The following is a 17,300-nucleotide window of genomic DNA, read 5'->3' on the forward strand; positions in this document are numbered from 1 at the left end:
GCACACGAGACCGTGCAGGCAGCCGAGCAGCAGTCCGGCGCACCCGGCGGCGAGCACGCCGAGCCATGGCGAGCCGGACAGATACGCGGCGGCATAACCGGTCATCGCGCCGGACACGAGGATGCCTTCCAGCCCGAGATTCACGCGTCCGCCCTTTTCGGTCAGACATTCGCCGATGCTGACGAACAGATAGGGCGTGCTGACGCGAATGGCGCCCGCGAACAGCGAGAGCAGCAGCACGGCGATGGGGGAATGTGCATCAAACATGACTGCCCTCCAGTTGAGCCGACGAACGCGCGATCGTCATCGCCTGCAATCGGATGCGCCATGCCGCCACAGGGCCGCCCATCGCCTCCCATGCCAGCAGGTTCGCGAACAGCAGGCCTTGCAAGACGAGCGTGGTGGCGTCGGGCAGGCCCAGGCGGCGTTGCAGCAGCGAGCCGCTCGCCTCGATGCCGCCCACGAGCACCGCGCACAGGATGATCGCAAGCGGGTTCTGGCGGGCCGCGAACGCAACGAGGATGCCGGCGTAACCGTACCCGGCCAGCAACGACGCGTTCGCGCTGCCCTGCACCGCCACGACTTCGAACGTCCCGGCCAGTCCCGCAGCCGCGCCGCCCAGCGCGCAGGCGGCGATCGCGAGCCGGTTCACCGGCAGCCCGACCAGTTTCGCGGCATGGGTGTTGCCGCCCGCGATGCGCATCGCGAAGCCTCGGGTGCTGTAGCGCACGAAGATCCACGCGGCAACGCAGGCAAGCGCGCCCCAGAACAAGCCCCAATGCACGTCGAGGCCCGGCAGCGAACCGACCATGAAGGCATCCGGAACAGGCGGCGTCGAGGGCTTGTTGAGACTTGCCGGATCGCGCAACGGACCTTCGACGAGATGCTTGAACAGCGCAATCGCGATATACGACATCAGCAGGCTGCTGATGCTCTCGTTGACGCCGCGCAGCTGCCGCATCGCCCCCACCGCGCCGATCCAGATCCCGCCTGCGAGCATGCCCGCGAACGCCATCAGCGGTGCGGCGACGAACCACGGCAGCGCCGCGGGCACGAGCGTCGCCACGACGGCCGATGCCAGTCCGCCGAGCGCCAGCGCGCCCTCGCCACCGATCACGATCAGCCCGACCTGCGCGGGCATTGCCACGCACAGCGCGGTCAACATGAGCGGTGCGGCCCGCAGCAACGTGCTCTGCCAGGCAAACGAAGAACCGAACGCGCCTTGTGCGATGAGCACGAGCGCGTCGTCGGCCGGCTGTCCCTGCGCCAGCAGGAACAGCGAGAACAGCGCCAGCGTGCCGATCAGCGCGCACAGCGTCGGCAGTGCCGGCAATGCGCCCAGCGCCAGGCGCGGTAACAGGAAATTGGAACGCATGCTGGCTCCGCGAACTGGAAAATCAGATCTGCCCGACGACACCCGCCACGAGATAATTCATGCTCTCGAGCTTGATGTCGGTCTGCGCGTACTGGGTGCCGGACGCAATGGCGCTGCCGCCCTTGTTGTCCTTGAGCGGGCCCTTGAAGATCACGTAATCGCCCGCGACCATCTTCGACTTGATGGCGTCGGCGCCTGCCTTCGCATCGGACGTGACCTTCGGGCCGTACGGCGACATCCTGACGAAGCCTTCCTTCAGCCCGCCGCGCAAAATGTTGGGTTGCGGCTTGCCAGCCTGGGCATCGCCGACCACTTCCTTGAAGGGCGTCGCCCAGTCCCATTCCGCGCCGGTGAGATAGCCCTTCGGCGCCAGCGCGGCCTGGCTCGCGTGATAACCACAGCTCATTGCGCCGCGCTTCTCCGCGGTTTCGATCACGACTTTCGGACCATCGACGTGGCACGTCAGCACGTCGCATCCCTGATCGACGAGGCTGTTGGCGGCCTCGGCTTCCTTCACCGGCATCGACCAGTCGCCGGTGAAGATGACGTGCGTGCTGATGGACGGGTCGACCGACTGCGCGCCGAGCGTAAAGGCGTTGATGTTGCGCAGCACTTGCGGAATCGGCTTGGCGGCGACGAAGCCAAGTTTCTTGCTCTTGCTCGCGTGTCCGGCAACGACGCCGTTCAGGTACTGGCATTCGTCGATATAGCCGAAGTAGCTCGCGATGTTCGGCGGGTTGCCCTGCTTCCACAAGCCGCCGCAATGCGCGAAGCGCACCTTCGGATACTTGGCGGCCATCTTGAGCACGTGGGGATCGAAGTAGCCGAACGAGGTCGCGAAAATGAGCGTGGCGCCATCCTGCTCGATCATGGCTTCCATGGTCTTCTGCACGGCAACCGTCTCGGGCACGTTCTCCTCCTCGACCACTTTCACGCCGGGCAGCTTCTTGATGATCGCGGCGGCCTGCGCCTGCGCCTGGTTGTAGCCATAGTCGCCCTTCGCACCGACATAGATCACGCCCACGGTCAGATTGCTCGCGCCGAAGGCGAGATCGAACGGCAATGCGCTGCCGAGCACGAGCGCGCCGGCGCCCTGAATGAATTGGCGGCGATTGGTCATGATGTGGCTTCCTGTGTGGGTTGATCGTTGGATGAAACGGCCAGGCTCTGCCGGTACGCGCGCCAGCCGCCGAAAGAAGTGATGTCGCGTGCGCCGCTTGCGGGCGCGACTGCGCCGGGTTCGCAGATGAAGCCCTTCACGGCGCGACCGTCGCCGGTCGTGATCGTGCCGATGCCGAGCGGCGCGGGAATCGCCGCGACGAATGCGCCGAAGTGGCGCAGCGGCATCTCCCACAACTCGATGGCGATGGCGCCCCCCTGTTCCTGGGCATGCACGAGGCCTGGTTTGGGCGGCTGCGTGCTGGCGAGCGCAAAGAGCCGGTAGTCCGCCGAGGTCGTGTTCTCTTCAATGAAGCGCCCGCCTGCCTGATGCATCTGCCATTCGAGCGGCATGCCGCGCAAATGCGCGCCGACCACGGCGAGCGTCACGGACGGTTCCTGCAGCGGCAGGGCTTCGATGGCGCCGTCGGTCAGGTCTGCATCGAACAGCGCCTGGATCTGCGCGCCGAGGGCGGCGAGCCGCTGGTCCGCTCCCGCGGGTCCAATCAACGTGATGCCTGCGGGCAAGCCGTCGGCGCGCGGCAGGCACGGCACCGCCAGCGCACAGAGGTCCAGCAGATTGACAAAGTTCGTATAGACGCCCAGTCGGCTGTTCACTTCCACCGGATTCGCCTGCACCTGCGCGATGGTGGGATGCGTCGGCGTCGTCGGGACGATCAGCACGTCGGTGATCGCGAACAGGGCTTCGGTCTCGCGCTTGAGCAGCGCGAGTTCGTATTGGCCGCTGAACGCGTCGGCGGCGGAGAATGCCTCTGCCCGGCCGATGACTTTCGCGACCGTCGGGTCAATGTCCGCGCGATTCGAGGTGAAGAACCCGCCGAGCGCCGCGCGTCGCTCCGCCACCCACGGGCCGTCGTAGAGCAGCGCGGCGGCACGCTGCATCGGCACGAAGGGAAACGTCGTGGGCGTGAGATGCAGATGCGTGCGGATGACATCGAGCGTGGCTGCGAACGCGTCGGCGGCGAGCGTGTCGCCGAAGAACTCGAGGCGGTCGGGAATCGCCACGCGCGGCGGAGCCGGCGGTACGCCGTGCGTGGCGATGCGGCGCGAGTAGCCGTCGAGCGCATCGAACGCGGCCATCTGTTGCAACACGAGCCAGGCATCTGCAACGTCGTGAGCGAAAATCGACAGCGTATCCAGGCTCCTGCATGCCGGCACGACGCCGCGCTTGCTGACGAGACCGAGCGTCGGTTTCAGTCCGACAATGCCGTTGAAGCCGGCAGGCACACGGCCCGAGCCGGCGGTGTCGGTGCCCAGCGAGAACGCCGCGATGCCCTGCGCGACCGCGACGGCCGAGCCGGAACTCGATCCGCCGGACACGTGAGCCGGGTGGTCGACCTGCCGTACAGCGCCGTAAGGCGAACGGGTGCCGACAAGTCCGGTGGCGAATTGATCGAGATTGGTCTTGCCAACGAGGATCGCGCCTGCGTCGATCAGACGCTGCACCGCGAACGCGGTCTGCTCCGGCGTATAGGCGAACGCGGGGCATGCGGCCGTCGTCGGCAAGCCGGCGATGTCGATATTGTCCTTGACCGCGAACGGCACGCCGAAGAGCGGCTTACGCGTGAAGATCGCAGGACCGTGCTCGGCCTGTTCGCGCATGAGAGTGGCCGCGACGGCTTCGAGGTCGGTCGCCGGGACGACGAGCGTCCACGCTTCTGGGCGTTCACTGGTTCCGATCCGGGCAAGCGTCGCCGCGACGACGTCCAGCGGATTGGTCTCACCGCTCTGGTAAGCATCGAGAAGCGCGCGAACCGTAACTGGAACATCGATTTTCGGCTTCATGAGTTCATTCTTGAATACAAGATTGAACTCGTTATGCACGGTCTATGCCAGAGAAATGGTAGTTCCTTTGAATCAAGCGGTTAAACGACAGGACGCCTGGTTGGCTGAAAAGATGTGATCCATTTCAGGTCGGCCGCAACCCTTCGTGGTGCGCTGGATGCCCCTGACGGTGCATCCGCAGTCCGCGATCAACGCACCACACCTTGCAATGCCAGCCAGCATCCGAACCAGAGGCAGGCTGCATCCATCACTTTGCCTCGGCCTGGCGCGCCGCCACCGTCGGCATGAGCATATCGTCGCGCCGGCCGACCACAAGAACGGCAAGGGTTGCAACGCCGATGGGTAGCGTCAGGAACATGAAGAGCTGGAACCATCGTCATCAAACCCGAAAGCTCAAAAGTCATCTTCGCCAGAACAACCGCAAAAATGCCTGCGGCGACGAGCGTGACCATCATCACCGTGTGAGCCTCGAGGCGATCCATCTCCCATCCGATAACGATGTTTCCGAGCGTGCCCCCGACCTGCATCATCGCGGCGACCACGGCGGCGTCGCTCATCGAAAAATGATTGCCCCTCACCATGACAGGAAGCCAGCTGTTGAGGAAATAGGCGAAAGACCTCGTCGGCCTGGGCGCGAACGTCACCATCGACGCGGCCAAGGATACAGCGCAGCGTTCGCGAATTAGCACGCGCAACCGGCGCGAGCGTGCGTTCCATTCGCCATTACGACGAACATGGACTCGTCGCTTCGGTGCGTGCGAGCAATGGTTATCGTGCCTTTCCTTATGCGGCGATCGCACAGGTTACGCCGATACAGCGCCTGATCGCCACGGGATTCAGCCTTGCCGACATTCGCTCATTTCCGGACCGCATGCGTTTGATCGAAGGCGCGGCTGCCTGCCCCGAAACCGAGGCATTGCATCGAGAGCGCTTGCGCTCTATCGAAAAGCAGATCACCAATCTGGAGCGGCGGCGGTAGCGTCTTCTGGAGACGCTCAACGAAGGCCGTTCCGTGCCGGAAACGAAGTGACCTCCGGCAGTATGCCTCGCAGATGAGGTGTTCTCGCCGGAGCGTGGCCGTGCGCGTCAGCCGCGCTCGACGATTCCTGCACCGGGCTTGCGAAACGTAAAGGCTGCGGTCCTTGCCATCAACACCGCCGATGATGAACGCGACCCGCCGGAGACAGTCTCGATGGTGGGCGCGATGCGGCTTGTGAACAACGGCCGGCTGTTTCTGCTTCCTGCCAGCGATGATACCTGCGGCCACGGGACGAACGGACTGGCTCGCGTCTACAAGCCGGCCCCTCGACCATTAATCGCCCTGCTCGTCCAGGTTTTTACTGGACGAAGTTGAACCCTCGGTATCCGGCTTCGAGGTCTGATCTTCGCCCGAGTCCGTCGTTGAAACGTGAAGATCGTCGAGGGTTTTGTCGATCTTCTCTTTGTCGCCTGCTTCGAGCGCATCTCGGGCAGATCTGTCCTTTTCCTGCTCGGCCGCGGCATTCGACCGGTCTTCTTGATCCCGTAGATCCTCGTTCGATACGGAATCGTTGCTGATTTGCTTGTTCATGATCCTTCCCCGATGTTTAGTGAGTGAGCCAACTAACGTGGCCCCAACCGGAACAGCCATCACACCATGCTGTGATATGTCGGTCCCGGCGACAGATGTGCAAAAGGGCTCGCCATTCAACAGCGCGCGATAAGTTCCGCCAGGTCTGAAGCTGATATGGGCTTGGGAAGATAGCCGTCAAATGCGCCAGCATTCGCCTCTTCACGAAAATCCGGGTGTCCGGTCACCGCAACGATGCAGGCTTCGTTTGACGCGCCGGCAGAGCGAATGTAGCCACACAACTTGCGCCCATCGATGTCGGGCAAGCCAATATCCATAAACACCGTGTCGTAACGCGTACGGCCAGTCATGCGCAATGCTTCGCCGCCTGAATGCGCGACTTCTGCACGATGCCCAAGTGATGCGGCGAGTTCTGCGAACGCCTTGGCCACGTTCTCGTCATCTTCAACAAACAGGAAAAGCATTGCGGCCTCGTCTTCGTTCGCGTCGCCGTGATCGGCCCATCTGCTGGATGCGCCATGTCCGCGCATGCCCCAGGTCATCGTGAAACTCGCTTGCGGCTTACATCGTTGAACACAACATCGAGCTGGGCAAGATCAACGGGCTTGGAAAAATGCTTGTTGAATCCAGCGGCCAATGCAGTCTGCTTGTCTTGCGTGCTGCCATACCCCGTCACCGCGATCGCGCAGATGTCCGCGCCGGATGGGAGTGCGCGGAGTTGTCGGACCAGCGCATACCCATCGATTTCTGGCAGGCCAATGTCGCTCAGCAGTACGTCGGGCGCGCGCTCCTGCACCATCCTGATAGCGTCGTGCGCACGGTAAGCGGTGCGCACCGTGTGGCCCGACGTCCGGAAGTAGATTGCCAAGGCATCCGCCGTATCGACGCTGTCGTCAACGACGATGATGTCGAGTACCGCAGCAGCGTGCTCTTCAATCTCCTGCTTAGGGCTTTCAGCAATCGGCGTGGCTTGCTTGAGCATGAGCAAAAACTCGCTCCCCTTCCCTAATCCCTCGCTGCGCGCGTGCAGTGATCCGCCGTGCCACTCCGTCAGCCGCCGGGAAAGTGGCAGGCCCAGTCCCAGTCCGCCGTGCGCCCGGTCGAGCGATCGATCGCTCTGCCCGAACACCTGGAAAATCTCGTCCATATCAGACGCGGCAATCCCGATACCGGTGTCGGTCACGCACAACGTTACCCATTCGCCGTTACCTTCGATATGAATATCGACGAGGCCATGTTCCGGCGTGTACTTCGCGGCATTCATCACAAGGTTGGCGATGATGAGCGGACACTGGACACGGTCCGCGAGCACCCAGGGATGATCGATCGACGAGCGGGTGACGCGATGCTGCCGCTGCCCCAGAATTCCCTCTGTCATTTCGAGCGCCTGATCGACAAGATCGTCGACAGCCACCGGCTCCAGTTCAAGCTTGATGGCGCCAAGCGAGACCAATGAGGCGGAAAGAAGATGCTCGACAATCTGACCCATGTGTCGAACGTGCCGGCTGATCAGCCTTTTTGCCCAATTTCGCTGCTGCGTGGAGATCTCACTGCGGCCAAGCACCTGAACAGCAGTCAGAATCGGCGACATCGGGGCACGCAGTTCGTGCGCGAGCATTGCCAGAAACTGATCGCGGCTGCGCTGAGCGTTCTCGATGGTCACCTCGACCTGCCGCGTCTTCTGCAAGAGCAGAGCGGCCTGCTCCCCTAGCATCTGCAGCAATTCCATCTCGTGCACCAGGAAATCACGCGACACGCGATCCTTGACACAGAGCGTGCCGAGCGGCAAGCCTTCAGGCGTTCTCAGCACAAATGCCATGTAGAACACGGTGCCTTCCGCGCCGACGAACTCAGGGTGCGCGCGAACACCGTCGTCACGCGTCGCATCGAACACCACGATGTTCTCGCCGTCGAGAAGCGCCAGCGCACAGAGCGATTCGGCGTGAGCAACGGCCTTTCGCACACTGCCCCAAGCCGACTTGCACCACGTACGGGCCTCGTCGACGAAATTGATGAAGGCTTGCGGCACACGGAGCGCGTGCGCGGTCAGACGCGTCAAAGCGTCGAAATGCCGATCGACAGGCGTGTCGAGAATGCGCAAATTTTCCAGGGCGGCCAGCCTGGCGGGATCGAGGAGGAGGTTCATAAGGGCGTTTCTCAAGTACCTCATCTTGAGCAACGACTGTGCCCTGGGAAAAGCGGCCGAGTTCATCCGGCGTGGGATCACCTTGCTATCAGATGAAAAACGCCGGGGTTCGCTTCTACTGGTGCCCCCCGCTTCTTTCCCTGCGAGCCTGCATGCATTTCTTACGCCGTTCAGCGCCAATCCGGCGCAGCTTGACCGGAGGCGAGGTAACTAATACTTCGTCTGGGATCTGAATTGACCAAGACGTCGTACGTGAAGGCGACGCGGATTCGCTCGTTTCCCGGCATAGGGCGCGGACCCGGCGCGCGCATCGAGGCTCGACGCGCAGCTTCGCCGCCTCGATGCGGCAACCTCGCGATAGCCAAGGCCCGGAACTGCGAACGGCGTTTTCATCCCGCGCCCGGTGGGCGTCAGCAAGGCTTCGCGCCTGCGTAGCGCCCACCCGCGCCCACCCGCGACTACCCGCGACTACCCGCGGTTATCCAGGACCGCCGACAGATCGTCGAGTCCACGCAGGGTCCAATCCGGCTTCTGGCCCATTTCCTCGAAGGTGTTGTCGCCGCGATTGATCCACGCGGTCGGAAACCCGAAATAGCGCGCGCCTGTCGCGTCCCATCCATTCGACGAAACAAAAAGGATGGATCCCCGTGCAACGCCGAACGCCGTTTCCGCCAGGTCGTATGCGCGATCATGGGGCTTGTAGATGCGCACCGGATCGACGCTCAGCAGATGATCGAAACAGTCGCGCAGCCCCGCGCTGTCGACCACGGAAGCGATGGAATGCGGTGATCCGTTCGACAGGATGGCGAGCTTGAGGCCGCGCTGTCGACACTGTGACAGCGCGTGCGGCACTTCAGGAAACGGCTGCAACTTCAGATACGCGTTGCATAGCGCGGTGCGGATTCGATCATTCAGGTCCAGCTTCAGATGACGCGTTGCATAGCGCAGGGCATCCTCCGTGGCCTGCTCGAACGTCACGTAGCGATCCATCAGGCTGCGCAGCCAGGTGTATTCGAGTTGCTTCTGCCGCCAGATGATGCTGATCTCGCGTCCGCGCCCGGGATACGCCTCGTCGCATTGATCGACGACCGAGTGCACGTCGAACAACGTCCCGTATAGATCGAACGCAATGGCCTTGATGTGATTCATGCCGTCTCCTCAACATGAGTTATCGAACAGGACACACACGCTAGCCATTCTTACCGGCCTTGAGCCGCGCGCGGTGTGCAGCCGCCTTCGCACGATTTCCGCAAATGGCCATACTGCACCACTGCCGCGCGTGACCGTGAGTGTGATCGGCGAACAGCAGTGTGCATTTTGGGCCTTTGCATGCCTTGACGTAGGTGAAATCCTCTTCACACACGAGCCTCGCGAGCGCCTCGACGATCGGCATCAGCAGCGACTCGGCCGTCGAATACCGGCGTTGCATCGTGAAGGCGAGCCCGCCTGCCGGGCTCGTATCGGCCACGATCAGTCCGTGCTTCTCGTCGCGCTGCAACACGCTGTTCAACGCGTCCAGCTCGTTCAGCGCTTCGGCTGCTAGCCGCTGCCCCTTTCTCGTCTGCACAAAATGCCTGAACCATTCGCGCAGGCCGCGAGCCTTCGCGGCGACCTCGTCCAGCTCGGCTGGCGCGATTTGCAAACGCGTGCGCGCAAGCACGTCGCCCGGAACCAGACGCGCCTGATCCAGCCAGGACAACAATCCTTCGCCGTCCGCGATCCAGTCAATTGGTTCATCGACCGGCGTGGCAATCGAGTTCAGGAAGTCGAGACCTGTCGCGTCGGCAACGAAGATCGCAGGGAGTGAGCGGTATTCCATATTTTGAGTTCGGCAACGAAGCGGGCTTGCCAAAAATAGTAACCCCTTAGGAACATCTTGACAAGTTACGATCGTGAAAAGTAACCTTCTAAAATAGATTTGAACGGTTACTATTTCGAGTCTTTCCGGCGTACTTCGCAAGCATCGGCCGAAGCTCGCCCCTTAACCACATCACCGCGTCACTTACCCAAGGAGAACATCATGCGAGTCATCGTCCTCGAAAAATTCGGCGGCCTCGACAGCCTTGCATATGCCGACATCCCCGAGCCAGAGCCACTGGAAGGGCATGTCGTCATCGAGATCAAAGCGTTCGGCATCAATCACGCGGAAATGCATATGCGGCGCGGGGAATGGGCCGAAGCAGCCAAGGTGAGCGGGATTGAATGTGTGGGCGTTGTGAAGTCGTGTCCGGGCGGTGAGTTTCCGGTAGGTGCCAAAGTGGCTGCGTTGATGGGCGGCCTGGGGCGCACGATCAACGGCAGTTATGCGGAATTCACGCGTGCGCCCGTGTCGAACGTCGCGCTGATCGAATCCGACCTGCCCTGGGCGGAGCTCGCTGTCATTCCCGAAACCTACGCAACGGCGTGGACAACGCTTTTTCGCAACCTCGACATCAAGAAGGGAGAAACGGTCGTCATTCGCGGAGCAACATCATCGTTCGGACAGGCGGCCGTGAATCTCGCGGTGAATGCAGGCGCGAACGTGATCGCGACGACGCGTAATACCGCTCGCTTTGCGAAGCTCGAAGCGATGCGCGTGTCGCGTGTCGAACTGGAAGGGCCAGACCTGAGCCGGCGCATTGCGGAAACGAAGCAGATCGATGCCGTGCTCGATCTGGTCGGCAACAGCACGATTCTCGATTCGCTCGCGATGCTACGGCGCGGCGGTCGCGCATGTCTTGCAGGCTGGCTGGGCGGGCTCGCGCCCATCGCCAATTTCAATCCGCTGCTGCAGATGTCGAGCGGCGTTTATCTGACTTTCTTCGGCAGCTTTGTGTTTGGCACACCGGGTTTTCCGCTCTCGGATGTGCCCTTGCAGGCGATTGCCGCAGATGTCGCCGCAGGTCGGTTCAACGCAAAGCCCTCGCGTGTGTTTTCGTTTGATGAGATTCACGAAGCGCATCGCGTGATGGAAGCCAATGAAGCCAATGGAAAGATGGTCGTCGTACATTAACTGGAGAGACAACATGAGCAACAAGGTAGCCATCGTCACCGGCGCAAGCCAGGGCATCGGACGTGCCACCGCTTTGCGGCTTGCACGCGACTTCGACTCGATCGTCCTCGTCGCGCGGAATCGCGCAAATCTGGAAGAGACCGCGGCAGCAGTTCAGGAACAAGGCGCGCAAACGCTTGTACTCGACGTCGATCTCGCCCGGCGCGAGGCCGCGCAAGGCATCGTCGACGAAACGCTGGCGAGCTATGGACGTATCGATGCGTTGCTTAATATCGCCGGTGCGGTGCCACAGATCGATGTGTTCGACATGACTGACGAGCAGTGGAATGATGGGCTCGAGCTCAAGCTGCATGGCGCTCGCCGACTCACGGTCGCAGCCTGGCCGTCGCTCAAGGCATCATCTGGATCGGTGGTGTTGATGTCGGGAAATTCGGCGCTTCTCCCGAAGGCGGCTTATGCAGCAGTGGGCACGATCAACGCCGCAATCGTCGCGTTGGCGAAGGCATTTTCGGATCGCGGGATCGCAGACGGCGTGCAAGTGAACAGCGTTCTGCCCGGGCCCGTCATGACAGGTCGCCGGCGTTCTTATCTGGAGCATTGGGCACCGCTGCAAGGTCTGAGCGTCGAGCAGGCGCTCGCCCAATTCCCCGCTGCGGCGGGTATTGCCCGTTATGGCACGCCCGAAGAACTGGCGGAACTGATGGCGTTTCTTGTCTCGCCTGCTGCCAAGTGGATGACCGGGAGCGTATTGCGGATGGATGGCGGCGAGGTCAAGTCAGTCTGAACGGAGGGAACGTTGCTTCAGAGATGTCATCTCAGCCATGCAGGCGAGCGTCGATGCGGACGACCCGTCGGCATACGTCGATGCGCTCGACCGCTATTACGCGATCGTCACGACCATCGCCGATAACCGCACTCTGCAGGACAACCATGCCGGACTGATCGGACCAGTGCGGCGCCTGCGTCGCATCGCGATGGCGCGTGGCGGACGCATGCGGGCATCGTTCGACATGGCGGCGAAGATCCGCGACGCCATCGTGGCGCGCTCGCCCGATGTTCAGGACCTCATGCGCGAGCTATTGCGCGGCGCATGCGATGCCGCACTCGATGTATTGCGGAGCGCGGAGGCCGAATAGGCGTATCAGCGTTTCGCGGCCTGAACGAGATCCGGCGATCGCGCCTCAATCAATCGTCCGCGCTGATCCGGCGGGGACAGGTCGGCGGGGTCCTGCGCGCTCGTGTCGTAAAGCCGGTCGGGAATGAACAGCGTGCACACGCCGCTCAGGAAGAAGACCGCGCCCACCAGCAGGAAGCCCATGCCGAACGAGAATTGTGTCGCGACATAACCGATCAGGACCGGCGCTGCGCCCGAGCAGAAGCGCCCGACGTTATACGAGCCGCCGACCGCCGTGCCGCGAATGCGCGTGGCGAAGCTCTCTGACATGAACGCGCCCATCGTGCCGAGCGGCACGCCGTACAGGAAGCCGAAGAACAGCATCAGGACCATGATGTTCTCGCGCGTGTGCAGGAAGATGATGACGGGCAGGAACAGCGCCGCACCGATGCAGCCGATCACATACATGCCGCGCCGGCTCCAGACATCGCCGAGCCAGCCCGCGAAGATCTTGCCGATGAATGCCACCACATAGGTGCCGATCATGTAGCCCGCCATCGAACTGAAGCGCACGTGCAGTTCCTGCTCCAGGTAGGTCGGCAGCCAGTTGTTGAGGCCGTAGAAGCCGGACAGCGCGAACACGGATGCGAGCGCCCAGAGGACGAACATCTTGCGTGCTTCGTGATCCGAGAAGATCAGGTAGTAGCGGTTCTCGCGCCAGGCGCGGCGCTCACGCGGGGCGCGTTGCAGGGATACGCTCGCGCGCCAGCCCGGCGGCTCGGGCACGAACCAGTGAATCGCCAGGGCGAGCAGAACGGGGATCGTCGCGACATAGAACAACATGCGCCAGCCGTAGTGCGGCAGGATCCAGTTGCTCAACGCGATGACGACGATATACCCCGCCGACACCCCCGTCTGCAGCATGCCGAGTATCAACGAGCGGCGCTCGGTCGGCACATACTCCGCAACGAGCGTGCTCACCAGCACCATGCAGCCGATGCCCAGCGAACTGACGAAGCGCACCGCTGCGAACTGCCAGAAGCTGTGCGTGAACCCAAGCAGGCCCGCGCCGAGCGAGAACAGCGCGAGCGCCCACACCACCACGCGCACGCGGCCAAGCGTGTCGCTGGCCCAGCCGCCGAGTATGCCGCCCACGGCCATGCCGGCCAGCGTCAGGCTGCCGAGCGCGCCCGCCTCGACGTTGCTCAGACCGAACTCGCTCTTGATGCGCGTGAGCGTGAGGCCATACATCATCACGTCTGCGCCATCCACCAGCAGCGCGAGATAACCGAGCGCGAAGACGATCAGCCAGCGGCGGCGGTCAGACGCTGCGCCGTTCATGCGCGCGGCTCCTCTTGCGCGCCGCGCGCCGCGTGCGCGATCAGCGCGGGCGCGAGGAACGCGCCGAGCAGCAGGCCCACGTCTTCGTGATCGCTCGTGTACCAGTGTTCGACGTGGGTGAGGTTCATCGTGCCGACGCACACGCCGTCATAGGCAATCGGAATGTTGAGGATCGAGCCCAGGCCCATGTCGGCCATCACCGAATGATCGTCGAAGGCGTTGCGGATATCCTGCGCGGTTTCGCCGCGAAAAGGTCTCAATTCATGGAGCACCCGCGTCGCCCACGCGGTGCCCTGCTTCTTCTTGCGGCCGCCGGCCGGATAGACGTCGGGCATGTTGGTATGCAGGCGTTGCACTTCGTGACGGCTTGCGTCGTAAGCCATGATCGTGAGCAGACGGAAGCCGATGGTCTCGGCCGCGACTGCCTCGACGGTTCTGAACAACGTGAGCGGTTGAGCGGGCTCGCGCATGGCGAGCGCGAGGCGTTGCAGATCATGTGACTGAACAGGGCGCATGAAAGTGAAGTCTTTTGAAGGAACTTGCTAGCTGCGCGCGAGACTTTCGCGTGCCTCGTTGTCGACGTCGCCGTTGACTTCAATGTCTTCGAGCGAGCGGTTGCGCGTTTCGATGCCCAGAAAGAAGACCACGCACGCGCCCGCGAGCAGCACGGCCGTGGTCATCGCGAATACGCCGAAGAAGCCGAATGCGGGATACACGATGCCGACCAGAATCGGCGCGCTGACGGATCCGATGCGCCCGAAGGACGACGACGAACCCGTGCCGGTGGTCCGGACGGAAGTCGGGAAAATCTCGGGCGTGTAGGCGTAGACGCCCGCGAACGCGCCGTTCATGAAGAACGACAGCGCGATGCCTGCCGCGATGATCTGCGGCCCGGTATGCGACAGCGACAGCATGATGGCCGCGATGCCGCCAAGCGTCATGTAGGACGCGACCACGCCCTTGCGGCCGATCTTCTCGTTGAGCCACGCCGCCGAGAAATAACCCGGTATCTGGGCGCCATAGATGGCGATGGAGAAGCCGAAGCTCTTCGTCATCGTCAGTCCTTCCTTGACCAGCAGGCTGGGAATCCACGAGAAGAACGAGTAGTACGCGAAGGCCACCGCGAACCACATGAGCCAGCTGACGGCGGTGGTGCCCGCAAGCCGCTTCGACCACAGCGACTTCACATTGAACCACGCGCTGCCGCTGCTCTTCGCGGCGGACGGGATGGCGCTGACCGACGAGAGCGGTGCAAGCGCGATGCCGCGTCGCGCATACCAGGCTTCGATTTCATCGACGACGCTATCGGCTTCGGCGGTGCGTCCCTGGCTTTCCATCCAGCGCGCCGATTCAGGCAGCGTGCGGCGCCACCACAGCAGCATCACCACGGGCAGCGCGGTGATGACGGCGAGATAACGCCAGCCGTCCGGAAAGTTACGCACGACGGTATAGCCGAGAATCGACGAACTCAGATAGCCGAACGACATGAAGCCGACCAGTGCGCCGCAGAACATGCCGCGATAGCGGCGCGGCACGAACTCCGCGAGAAACGGCGCGATCACCACCGTCTCCGCGCCCGAGCCGAAGCCCGCGACGATGCGCAGCGCGAAGAACGTATGCCAGTCCTGCGCGGTGGCGCTCGCGAGCGACGCCACGCAATAGATGGCGAGCGCGCTCATCATGATGCGGCGGCGGCCGATCACGTCCGCGAGCACGCCCGACAAAAACGCGCCGAAGAAGTAGCCGATATAGGTACTGCTCGCGACCAGTCCGGTCTGCGCACTGGTCAGGTTCCACAGCTTGCTGACGACCGGAAGCAGGAACGCGAGCGACGACGAATCGAGGCCGTCGAACAGATAACCCATGCCGCCGATGATCAGGAGCTTGCGGTGAAAGCCGGATAAAGGCAGCCGTTCGAGGCGCGCGGCGACAGCGGACATGATGTGAGTTTCCCGTTGATGGTCAGCGCCCGATGGCGTAAGCCTGCATCTGACGCGGCGTGGCCGCGCCGCGCATGAGCCCGTTGCGGATGCCGACCGCGCACACGCGTCCGAGCGACCATGGTTCGGCCACCGTGAGATCGTGGCCGCGCGCCCGCAGCGCGTCGAGCGTCGCTTGCGGGAAACTGGCTTCGGCAGACATCTTCCCCAACTGGATCTCGCGCGGATAGAACGAGCCGGGAAAGTGCGCGGTCTGGAACGACGGCGCATCGACGGCGGCTTGAAGGTTCATCGCGAAGTGCGCGTGTCGCAGGAACAGTTGCAACGACCATTGATCCTGCTGATCGCCGCCCGGCGTGCCGAGCGCGGCGTAAGGCTTGCCGCCGCGCGTGACGAGCGTGGGCGAGAGCGTCGTGCGTGGCCTGCGTCCCGGCCCGAGGGATGAGGGCAAGCCCTCTTCCATCCAGAACATCTGGCCGCGCGTGGTGATGTTGAAGCCCAGCCCCGGCACCGCCGGCGATGCCTGCAGCCAGCCGCCCGATGGCGTGGCCGACACCATGTTGCCCCAGCGGTCCACGACATCCAGATGCACCGTGTCGCCGCGCAGCTCGGGCAACGGCGCGAAGGTCGGTTCGCCCTGACCGAAGCCGCCCGGCTGCTGACGGCCCGCGTGGGCGAGAATCTTCGCGGCACGCACCTCGCTGTCGAACAAAGGGCCGGGACGGAATTCGAACGATGCGCGCTGCGGATCGATCTGGCGGCGGCGTGCATCGTTGTAGGCGTCGCTCAGCAGCGTGTCGATGGGGACGTCCGCGAAGTTCGGGTCGCCGTAGTACACGTCGCGATCGGCGAAGGCAAGCTTCGCGCATTCGATCACCGTATGCACGAAGTCCGGGCCGAGCGGGTCCATGCCCGCGAGATCGAAGCCCTTCAGCAGCGCGAGCTGTTGCAGGAACATCGGGCCTTGTCCCCATGGCCCGGTCTTGTGCACCGTGAAGCCGGCATAGTCGTACGAGACCGCGTCTTCGTAGGTCGCTTCCCAGCGCGCGAGATCGGATGCATCGAGCAGGCCGCGATTGCGCTGGCCCGAGGTATCGAGCACATCGGTCGAACGGAAATACTGGTCGATCGTATCCGCGACGAAGCCACGATAGAACGCTGTCCGCGCCCGCTCGCACTGTTCGGCGCGGTCACGCTGCGTGCCGGCTTCGCGCAGGATGCGCTTGTAGGTGTTGGCGATGGCCGGGTTCGCGAACAGATGATTCGGCCTGGGCGCTTCGCCATCGCGCAGCCATTGTTCGGCGGACGTATGCCATTCGCTCTTGAAGAAGTCCTGGATCGCGAGGATCGACGACGCCATGCGCGGCAGTACCGGATAACCGTTCTCCGCGTAGCCGATCGCATAGCTCAGTACGTCTTCGAGCGGCAACTGGCCGTAGTCACGCAGCATGGTCATCCAGCCGCCGAACGCCCCCGGTACGACCGCCGGCAACAGGCCGGTGCCGGGCATCACGGTAAGACCCAGTTCTCTCATGCGCCCGATGGTCATGGCGGCGGGCGTCACGCCCTGACCGCACAGCACGCGCACGCGGTCCTCTTTCGCGCTGTAGAAGATGGCCGGCAACTCGCCGCCCGGTCCGTTCAGGTGAGGCTCGACGATCTGCAGCACGAAGCCGGCGGCAGCGGCGGCGTCGAAGGCATTCCCGCCTTTTTCCAGCACCGCCATCGCGGAGGCGCTCGCGAGCCAGTGCGTCGATGCGGCCATGCCGAAGGTGCCGATGAGTTCAGGTCGTGTCGTGAAGGCCATTTGCAGGTTCCGTCCTGTGAACCAATCATTATTGGTTCGCTTTTACGAGGA

18 protein-coding genes are annotated in these 17,300 nt (G+C 63.1%); 4 read left to right on the top strand and 14 right to left on the bottom strand.

Annotation, left to right across the window (positions count from 1 at the left end; translation table 11 throughout):
* From QCE69_RS07000 to QCE69_RS07020, 5 genes are all read right to left on the bottom strand, one after another.
* Positions 1-267, bottom strand: a 267-nt coding sequence (locus tag QCE69_RS07000) for an ABC transporter permease subunit (RefSeq protein WP_409021171.1), incomplete at its 3' end; no start/stop codon positions are given.
* Complete coding sequence (locus QCE69_RS07005) at positions 260-1,375, bottom strand: ABC transporter permease (protein WP_309930051.1); 1,116 nt, start codon at positions 1,373-1,375, stop codon at positions 260-262. The genes QCE69_RS07000 and QCE69_RS07005, both read right to left, overlap by 8 nt.
* Positions 1,376-1,397: 22 nt before the next feature.
* Positions 1,398-2,495 (bottom strand): BMP family ABC transporter substrate-binding protein, encoded by a 1,098-nt coding sequence (locus tag QCE69_RS07010; RefSeq protein ID WP_309916163.1) that lies wholly within the window; start codon positions 2,493-2,495, stop codon positions 1,398-1,400.
* On the bottom strand, positions 2,492-4,339 hold the full coding sequence (gene atzF / locus QCE69_RS07015) for an allophanate hydrolase (RefSeq protein ID WP_309930054.1): 1,848 nt from the start codon (positions 4,337-4,339) through the stop codon (positions 2,492-2,494). Before atzF ends, QCE69_RS07010 begins: the two co-directional genes overlap by 4 nt.
* Before the next feature lie 188 nt (positions 4,340-4,527).
* A complete protein-coding gene (locus QCE69_RS07020) occupies positions 4,528-4,986 on the bottom strand; it encodes a hypothetical protein (RefSeq protein WP_309916168.1) in 459 nt (152 codons plus the stop codon).
* Between the two features lie 14 nt (positions 4,987-5,000).
* Here QCE69_RS07020 and QCE69_RS07025 point away from each other — a divergent pair, with 14 nt between their 5' ends.
* Positions 5,001-5,318, top strand: coding sequence for a MerR family transcriptional regulator (locus tag QCE69_RS07025; protein WP_309931588.1), 318 nt, complete (start codon positions 5,001-5,003; stop codon positions 5,316-5,318).
* 333 nt (positions 5,319-5,651) lie between these two features.
* Here QCE69_RS07025 and QCE69_RS07030 read toward each other — a convergent pair whose 3' ends face one another.
* From QCE69_RS07030 to QCE69_RS07050, 5 genes are all read right to left on the bottom strand, one after another.
* Positions 5,652-5,909: a hypothetical protein gene (locus QCE69_RS07030; protein ID WP_309916170.1), complete on the bottom strand. Its 258-nt coding sequence runs from the start codon at positions 5,907-5,909 to the stop codon at positions 5,652-5,654.
* Positions 5,910-6,025: 116 nt separating this feature from the next.
* Positions 6,026-6,451: a response regulator gene (locus QCE69_RS07035; protein ID WP_309916172.1), complete on the bottom strand. Its 426-nt coding sequence runs from the start codon at positions 6,449-6,451 to the stop codon at positions 6,026-6,028.
* Positions 6,448-8,055, bottom strand: coding sequence for an ATP-binding protein (locus QCE69_RS07040; protein ID WP_309930055.1), 1,608 nt, complete (start codon positions 8,053-8,055; stop codon positions 6,448-6,450). The genes QCE69_RS07035 and QCE69_RS07040 overlap by 4 nt, the downstream gene beginning before the upstream one ends.
* 468 nt (positions 8,056-8,523) lie before the next feature.
* Positions 8,524-9,204: a haloacid dehalogenase type II gene (locus QCE69_RS07045; RefSeq protein WP_309930057.1), complete on the bottom strand. Its 681-nt coding sequence runs from the start codon at positions 9,202-9,204 to the stop codon at positions 8,524-8,526.
* A gap of 40 nt (positions 9,205-9,244) precedes the next feature.
* Positions 9,245-9,874, bottom strand: coding sequence for an ABATE domain-containing protein (locus QCE69_RS07050; RefSeq protein ID WP_309931590.1), 630 nt, complete (start codon positions 9,872-9,874; stop codon positions 9,245-9,247).
* Between the two features lie 201 nt (positions 9,875-10,075).
* On the opposite strand from QCE69_RS07050, the gene QCE69_RS07055 reads away from it, so the two are divergent.
* The 3 genes from QCE69_RS07055 to QCE69_RS07065 are packed head-to-tail and all read left to right on the top strand — an operon-like array spanning position 10,076 to position 12,183.
* On the top strand, positions 10,076-11,047 hold the full coding sequence (locus QCE69_RS07055) for a zinc-binding alcohol dehydrogenase family protein (protein WP_309931591.1): 972 nt from the start codon (positions 10,076-10,078) through the stop codon (positions 11,045-11,047).
* Between the two features lie 13 nt (positions 11,048-11,060).
* Positions 11,061-11,831 carry an SDR family oxidoreductase gene (locus QCE69_RS07060; protein WP_309930060.1) on the top strand — a complete coding sequence of 257 codons (771 nt, stop codon included), beginning with the start codon at positions 11,061-11,063 and terminating at the stop codon, positions 11,829-11,831.
* Positions 11,806-12,183, top strand: a complete 378-nt coding sequence (locus QCE69_RS07065; protein ID WP_409021172.1) for an FCD domain-containing protein — start codon at positions 11,806-11,808, stop codon at positions 12,181-12,183. The genes QCE69_RS07060 and QCE69_RS07065 overlap by 26 nt, the downstream gene beginning before the upstream one ends.
* Before the next feature lie 5 nt (positions 12,184-12,188).
* On the opposite strand, the gene QCE69_RS07070 is transcribed toward QCE69_RS07065, so the two are convergent.
* Genes QCE69_RS07070 through QCE69_RS07085 form a run of 4 tightly spaced genes read right to left on the bottom strand, consistent with a single transcriptional unit; the run spans position 12,189 to position 17,249 of the window.
* A complete protein-coding gene (locus QCE69_RS07070; protein ID WP_309930062.1) occupies positions 12,189-13,502 on the bottom strand; it encodes an MFS transporter in 1,314 nt (437 codons plus the stop codon).
* The gene (locus tag QCE69_RS07075) at positions 13,499-14,017 is read right to left on the bottom strand and encodes a GAF domain-containing protein (RefSeq protein WP_309916185.1); all 519 of its coding nucleotides are present in this window, start codon (positions 14,015-14,017) and stop codon (positions 13,499-13,501) included. The genes QCE69_RS07070 and QCE69_RS07075 overlap by 4 nt, the downstream gene beginning before the upstream one ends.
* Before the next feature lie 27 nt (positions 14,018-14,044).
* Positions 14,045-15,442, bottom strand: a complete 1,398-nt coding sequence (locus QCE69_RS07080; protein ID WP_309930064.1) for an MFS transporter — start codon at positions 15,440-15,442, stop codon at positions 14,045-14,047.
* A 22-nt stretch (positions 15,443-15,464) separates the two neighbouring features.
* Entirely contained in the window at positions 15,465-17,249 is a 1,785-nt protein-coding gene (locus tag QCE69_RS07085; RefSeq protein WP_309930066.1) for a gamma-glutamyltransferase family protein, read from the bottom strand.
* Between the last annotated feature and the right edge of the window lie 51 nt (positions 17,250-17,300).

Origin of the sequence: Caballeronia sp. LZ032, from assembly GCF_031451315.1 — a bacterium.
Taxonomy (GTDB): domain Bacteria; phylum Pseudomonadota; class Gammaproteobacteria; order Burkholderiales; family Burkholderiaceae; genus Caballeronia.